Raw genomic sequence first — 6,000 nt, 5'->3', positions numbered from 1 at the left:
GGGCTGTGCTGGGGGCTCGTGGCGGCGGGGCGGTCCGGCCCGCCCGTACGTTCATTGGCCGGTGAGCTGTCTGATCCTGGTCCGGTGTACGTGCTCGCCCCGCAGATGCGCGACGTGGTGGGGTGCCGAAGAATCGCTCCGCGCGGGCGCAGGCGGGGTCGGTCGGTCAGCCAGGTACTTGTTAATCTATCGGCGGCGATCAAGGGCGTTTGAGTTCGACCGATGGGGCCGTGTGCCCCGGCCACAGCTGCACCCTGTGTTCTTCTTCGGCGTTGCCGGAGCTGCGCACGCTCAGCCGTACCCGGTACACCACGTTCGGCCATACCTGGGTGGACAGCTCTGGTAGCACGGTTCCTTCCTGGTCGGGGACGGCGAGGATCAGTTCTGCGTAGGGGTGGCTGATCCACTGCTGGCTGACCTCTGCGACGTATGCCCACGCTGTGAGGTCCATCTCTGGGGCGGCGGCCAGGATTTGCATCGTCACGTCCACGGCGGGGGTGCCGGCGGCGATGGACAGGCCCCGGCCAGGCACGGCGGCGCGGATCGGTAGCCCGGTGGTGGCGTCGGGACGCCCGTAGGCCAAGCCGGTGCGCCAGCCTCCGGGGGGGGGCGGCTGGAACAGTGTGTAGTAACCGGCTTCACCGGGCTCCAAGTGCTGCTACACGGTGGGGGGCTGCTGCCCAGAATATGCAGGCAAGTCGTGACCGACTTGGGTGAGCACAGTGTCACGGGCTTGCATGCGTTCGGTTGCCTCGTCCACTTCCTGCGTCTGCAGCCTGGTCAGGGCATCCTTATCGAGCTCGGCGACGACCACGTCCCACTGCCGGGTAGTGAGTTCCACCTGTACCTCTTGGTCGGCGGCGTCATGCCAGCCGAGGACACTCTTGATGGCCAGGCAGTCCTCAGCAATCCCGCGCGGGTCACCCCACTGCGGTTCGGTGGTGCTGCCCGAGTCCAGGGCCAGGGAGATCGTGTTGGCCTGCGCCGGAGAGAGGATGACGGCGAGCGTGTCGCCGTGAGCGGAGGACATGCAGTTCACACTCCTCTTGCTGGGCAGCAGGAAGCAGCGGCCCGGGTACCGCGCGTAGACGACACCCTGACCGCGGCCATGCGGTGCACTCAGATCAGTACTGGGAGCACTGTTTCGTCGTCGGGATCTGGCTATCGGCCGGGGCGTTGGTGACCCACACCCAGTACGGGTCGCCCTGGATGTAGGTACCGCCCTCGTTGAGTGCCGGCAGGATCCGGTTCTCGCGGAACAGCCTGTTGTTCAGAGCATTGCCGTGCGCGGTGTTCTCGGCAAGGGGAGGAACACGCACGAGAACCGCGGGTTCTGGGTTCCGCCCCCTTCGCTGGAGGCGTACGGGTACTCGTCGCATGACAGCCCGAGCGATGACGCTTTCTGCTGGCACGCGGTGGGTGCAGATCGTGGCGCGGTTCTGGTCGTGGGTGATGGGGTCGGAGCGGTGCAGGGGGTGGCCGTACTGAATGTCTCCGTAGGACGACTGCGAGGATCCGGGACGTATTACCTCAGACCGGGCCTGACCCGTGCGACGATTGGCCGTGCGTGCCGTGTTTGTGATTCGTCGGCCTTGCCTGGGCGGTGCTCGCGGCTTCGCCGACGCCGTGCCCTGCCCACGCGATGTCGTCCACCGCCAACCATTGCTCGCCGGCCACGGTCGCCGGAGTGGTTCCGGTGAACTCTAGAACGTCTCGATGCAGGTGAGATTGGTCGACGTAGCCGCTGTCGGCCGCGACCCGCGCCGTGCTTTCGCCCGCGGCAAGGCGGTGGACGGCATGGTCGAAACGGACCAGCTTAGCGGCACCTTTGGGAGGAAGGCCTATCTGCGACCGGAACCGAGACCACATGCGCTTGCGGCTCCACCCGACCTCGGCCGTCAACTCCTCCACCCGGACCCGGCCGTGGCTGACGACGATCCGGTCCCAAGCCCAGGCCACCTGGGGGTCCACCGGCGGTCCCGTTTCGCCCCGGCGGGCGAGCAGCGCTTCGGCCAGCTCGAAACGCTCCAGCCACGACGTGGCATCGCCCAGTCGCTGCCGGATCCGTGCTGCGTCCCGCCCCCACAGGTCCTCGAGGGGGACCACGACGTGGGCCAACTCCGCGGGGGACGCGCCCAGCACGGCGCGTGCCACCACCGGGGACAAGCGCACCTGCACGCACTCGATGTTCTCGCCTCGCACGCGAACAGCGCCGTGCATGAACCCGGCGACAAGGTTTCCCCGCTGCTGCCGGCCGGTAGCGTGATCCACGACGAGCGGGCCGTCACCGAACTCCAGAACCAGCGTGACGGCGGGGGGGCGGAACCACCCGTACCTCGACCGGACCCGGACAGCGGTCGCGGAACCCTGCCATGCTGACGCCGGCGACCCGGCCAGGCCTGGGCAGCCTCAAGACCTCTCACCCGGCCACAGTCCCAGCCTCGCGCACTGCGGATCGCATCGTCTCATTCTATGAGCAGGTCGACGGGAACATTTGTCCAATACACCGGCCCCCGCTGACAGTGACAGTGGGTTCATGAGCCACAGCATCATCCAGAGCGCCTTCCAGGCGCTCGCCAGTTGCGACCCTGACCGGATCTCTACGGTCCTCACCGAGGACGCCGAATGGCTTTCGCCCCCGGGGAACGCCACCGCCGTCGCGCTCGAGGCGACCAACCACATGGTGGGCAGGAAGGCGATCGTGCGCTTCTTCGCCGAGGACTTCCCGCGCTTGTTTGTGCGTGATGTCAACCTCGCTTTTCACCGGTCGCACGCCGACGGTGAATGGGGGATCGTGGAGGCGACCATGACGGCGACGCTCGCCAACGGCAACCACTACGACAACGACTACTGCTTCGTATTCGAACTCCGGGACGGGCTGATCCATCGAGCCCGCGAGTACGTGGACACAGCTCGCGGGCACCGCATGATCTTTGGCGAAGTTCCACGGTAGTCATCCCCTATCCGGCCCCGAACTGGGCCGCCCCGGCGAACAAGCAGACACCGGGTGCCGGCGAACCCACCTTGGCGGCCCGCTCAGCGTGCGCAGGTGCGTCATGGGGCGACGATGTGCCGCAGCGTCCTCCGCGCCAGGAGGGCTTACCGGCGACCGCGACGGTTGGAGCGGCACCATCCAGGCCTTGGGAGGGAGGCCGGCGCGACTTCCGCAGTTGGCGCCGACGACCTTGGTCCGCCGGGCGACCGACCATCGGACGACGCGCGGGCGGTTTCGGCGTCGTTACATTCCGGGCATGCGACCACCAGCTGGACCGGCAGTAGGGCTGTTCCTGCTAGCCCCGTTCGTCGGGGAATTTTTGTTGGGCAATCTCACTGGTCCCGATCTGGCCTTGGGGGTGATCCTGGCGCCCCTGTACGGGTGTGGCGCCCTGCTGGCGCGCGAACTGGGCCAACGCGGTGGCGGCTGGCCGACGATAGCGCTCCTCGCGGCGGCGTACGCGCTGATCGAGGAGGGGCCGGTCGACCAACTGCTCTGGAACGACGACTACGCCGGCCACAACTATCTTGCTGGCGACTCCTACATCCCGGCGCTGGGGATGAGCGTCGAGCTCACCCAAGCGATCCTCGCGCTGCACACGGTGTGGAGCATCTGCGTCCCGATCGCGATCGTGGAGGCGTTCGCAAAGGAGCGCGGCCCGTGGCTGGGCCGCACCGGGCTGGTGGTCACGGCCGTGCTCTACGTGCTGGGCGCGGTGCTGGTGTTCTTCGGCAACTACAGCGAGGAGCACTTCCTGGCCTCACCGGCCCAGCTCATCGGGATGGCCGTCATCATCGTCGGGCTCATCGTGCTCGCCTTCCTGATGCCGCTTCGACGGCTGCCCAGGGCTGATGGGCAGGCGCCGTCCCCGTGGCTGATCGGCGCGGCGGCGCTGGCCCTGACCAGCGCGTACATGGGGCCGTCGACCTTGGTCACGGCTGAATGGTACGAGTGGATCGGCGTGGTGGTGTGGTGCGTTGTGGTCGCCTGTGGTGTGCTGCTGGTGTCCCGTTGGTCGCGGCAGGGCGGCTGGGACGGGCGGCACACGTTCGCGCTCGCCGCCGGTGCCACGCTGACGTACGTGTGGACCGCTTTTCCGACACGCCCGGAGGCCGGTGGCTCCCTCAGAGTCGACCTGATGAGCAACTCCGTGTTCGGCGTCGTGGCGATCGTCATCCTGGTAACGGCCGGGCGGAGAGTCGCTGCGCGATCCAATCGGCCACCACCGGCGGCAAGTCTGCCGCCTCGTTCTCGGCGACCGTGATGGCGCCCTCCAATGATGCCCGCCCCGGCCGAAACCGAGCCCATCTTGCGGGCACGGCCTGCGCCCAAGCGCCAAGGGCTATGCCGACGCCAGGAGGCACGGCGCCCCTCAGCCCGCCGTCGATCGGAGTCGTGTCGTGGCGGGATTCCTCGGCGGCGCGAGAGGCCCGCTCGGGATCGCCACCTGTACGAAGATCATCCGCGAGGGCGGCGGAACTCGAAGTACTCCGACTGTGAAGACCGAACGACTCCTGCCCGTCAACGCACGAACCTACTGATCGCCTTCCTCATCAGCGGAGGGCTCTGGGCGTTCATCCTCCGCGTCGCCGACGATCCATATCTTGGGGCCTGCCCCTTCCAGGGCCGGTACAACGTCGAAGAGTTCCTTTGAGACCGAGCCGAGACGGGTGACTCTGACCACGCTGCCGCTCCGGTAGTTCTGCGCCTCGTACATGTCCTTGAGAATGCGTTGCACCGCGGAGAGCGCGAGCTCCGGAGTTTCGACGATCTCATTGGCCTGGGCGATAGTCTCGTCGCTGACGTCCGCGCCCAGGTACCTGTTCGCAAGAGTGAGGAATCGGCGCACGCTGACCAGGTGGAACGGCTGCTGCGCGTGCTCCCACATCTCGGCGCACAGTTCCGGGCGAGGCAACGGCGAGCGGGCACCCGGCGGCTTGATCACCCAGTCCTCGGAGGTCTTGCTCTCGTTTGTGACGAACAGGACAGGCACCTGTCGCCGGGCTGCCTCCTGGAGGATCTGGACCCACAGGACATAGTCGCCGATGGCCTCCTCGGGCGGCTTCTTTGTGTCGCCGTAGCCGGGAGGGATGCGCCGCTCGTATCGATATGCGGCGTCCTCCCTGACTTGCCGCATGTCCTTCGGTGGCGGCCCGACCCGACCATCCAGCAGCACTTCGATCTCCGCAAGGATCGGATCTTCGGCCGCGCAGTCCGCCACCTTGAGGTCGAAGCGGTACGCCTCCCCGATCCTGTCGGCCACCTGCTTCTCGTTCTCGTTGAGGAGCTTGACGAGCTCGTCGACGTCTTCCTTCTTCAGCCCGCGCCGGCCACCGAAGTGCTCGATCTCAGCCTTGATCTTGCGGAAGTGCGCGGCGAGTGACTTGGTGAGGTCGGCGACGGCGCTGGCGCACTCGCGGATGACGTCGAGCCGCCTTCGTCCGAACTCGTCGGCGACGCGGTGCGGTACCCAGAGCCGGTCGCCGAGCAAGCCAAGGGTGCGGAGGAACTCCGAGCGGCCCTGCGGGTTCAGGCGGTAGGCGTCGAATAGGCCGTTGGTGTCGAACACCACCATTCCCTTGGTCAGGAACCGTTCGAGTTGGGCGTCGGTCGGCGACCCGAAGTGCCAGGGGAACCTGCCGCGAAGAGAGGACGTCTCAGCCTCAGATGCGTCGTCGCGCGGAGTCTCGTCACTCACATCGCGAGCGTAGAGCGCTGTACTACCCTCGCGCCTCGCATTTAGCGACACCTCAGCCGTGCCAGGCACCGGCGGCCGCTGCACGGGGCGAGCTGCTGGGGTTCGCGGTGCCCACGGCGGGTGCAGGCACCGCGCTCCCCTCCCCAGTGCGCGCCCCCCGCGACGGGGACCGGGCGCGCCCCCTTACGGCTTCGCACTGTAGTACAGCGCTCACCGGTGTGACGTGTCGTGGTGCCTGACCGGCCAGTTTCGGCCTGGAGAGGGGGAACCGGTTGCTTGTGATCGTCACTGATCTGGTCACCATCGT

The 6,000-nt window shown here is 67.4% G+C and carries 8 protein-coding genes; 2 read left to right on the top strand and 6 right to left on the bottom strand.

The window, feature by feature from the left end; translation table 11 throughout:
- Positions 1 to 199: 199 nt before the first annotated feature.
- From ETD96_RS10290 to ETD96_RS10275, 5 genes are all read right to left on the bottom strand, one after another.
- A complete protein-coding gene (locus ETD96_RS10290; protein ID WP_138636086.1) occupies positions 200 to 652 on the bottom strand; it encodes a hypothetical protein in 453 nt (150 codons plus the stop codon).
- 6 nt (positions 653 to 658) lie between these two features.
- The gene (locus tag ETD96_RS10285) at positions 659 to 1,030 is read right to left on the bottom strand and encodes a hypothetical protein (RefSeq protein WP_138636085.1); all 372 of its coding nucleotides are present in this window, start codon (positions 1,028 to 1,030) and stop codon (positions 659 to 661) included.
- A gap of 94 nt (positions 1,031 to 1,124) precedes the next feature.
- Positions 1,125 to 1,319, bottom strand: a complete 195-nt coding sequence (locus tag ETD96_RS10280; RefSeq protein WP_138636084.1) for a hypothetical protein — start codon at positions 1,317 to 1,319, stop codon at positions 1,125 to 1,127.
- On the bottom strand, positions 1,271 to 1,384 hold the full coding sequence (locus ETD96_RS48060) for a hypothetical protein (protein WP_420884744.1): 114 nt from the start codon (positions 1,382 to 1,384) through the stop codon (positions 1,271 to 1,273). The genes ETD96_RS10280 and ETD96_RS48060 overlap by 49 nt, the downstream gene beginning before the upstream one ends.
- 146 nt (positions 1,385 to 1,530) lie before the next feature.
- On the bottom strand, positions 1,531 to 2,178 hold the full coding sequence (locus tag ETD96_RS10275) for a helix-turn-helix domain-containing protein (protein ID WP_240807459.1): 648 nt from the start codon (positions 2,176 to 2,178) through the stop codon (positions 1,531 to 1,533).
- Positions 2,179 to 2,536: 358 nt separating this feature from the next.
- Here ETD96_RS10275 and ETD96_RS10270 point away from each other — a divergent pair, with 358 nt between their 5' ends.
- Together ETD96_RS10270 and ETD96_RS10265 are read left to right on the top strand one after the other, a co-directional pair.
- Complete coding sequence (locus ETD96_RS10270) at positions 2,537 to 2,953, top strand: nuclear transport factor 2 family protein (protein ID WP_138636083.1); 417 nt, start codon at positions 2,537 to 2,539, stop codon at positions 2,951 to 2,953.
- Between the two features lie 364 nt (positions 2,954 to 3,317).
- Complete coding sequence (locus tag ETD96_RS10265; protein ID WP_205719195.1) at positions 3,318 to 4,259, top strand: hypothetical protein; 942 nt, start codon at positions 3,318 to 3,320, stop codon at positions 4,257 to 4,259.
- Between the two features lie 270 nt (positions 4,260 to 4,529).
- Here the strand turns inward: ETD96_RS10265 and ETD96_RS10260 are convergent, their stop codons facing one another.
- Positions 4,530 to 5,693, bottom strand: coding sequence for a PIN-like domain-containing protein (locus tag ETD96_RS10260; protein WP_138636082.1), 1,164 nt, complete (start codon positions 5,691 to 5,693; stop codon positions 4,530 to 4,532).
- Positions 5,694 to 6,000 lie beyond the last annotated feature (307 nt).

The sequence above is a fragment of the Actinomadura geliboluensis genome, assembly GCF_005889745.1.
Classification (GTDB): domain Bacteria; phylum Actinomycetota; class Actinomycetes; order Streptosporangiales; family Streptosporangiaceae; genus Spirillospora; species Spirillospora geliboluensis.
The sequence above is the reverse complement of the archived record's forward strand: the minus strand, read 5'-3'. Positions and strand labels throughout refer to the sequence as shown.

Coding starts and splice junctions, on each gene's coding strand:
- ETD96_RS10285 (WP_138636085.1), bottom strand. CDS start 1,030: ATGTCCTCCGCTCACGGCGACACGCTCGCCGTCATCCTCTCTCCGGCG.
- ETD96_RS10270 (WP_138636083.1), top strand. CDS start 2,537: ATGAGCCACAGCATCATCCAGAGCGCCTTCCAGGCGCTCGCCAGTTGC.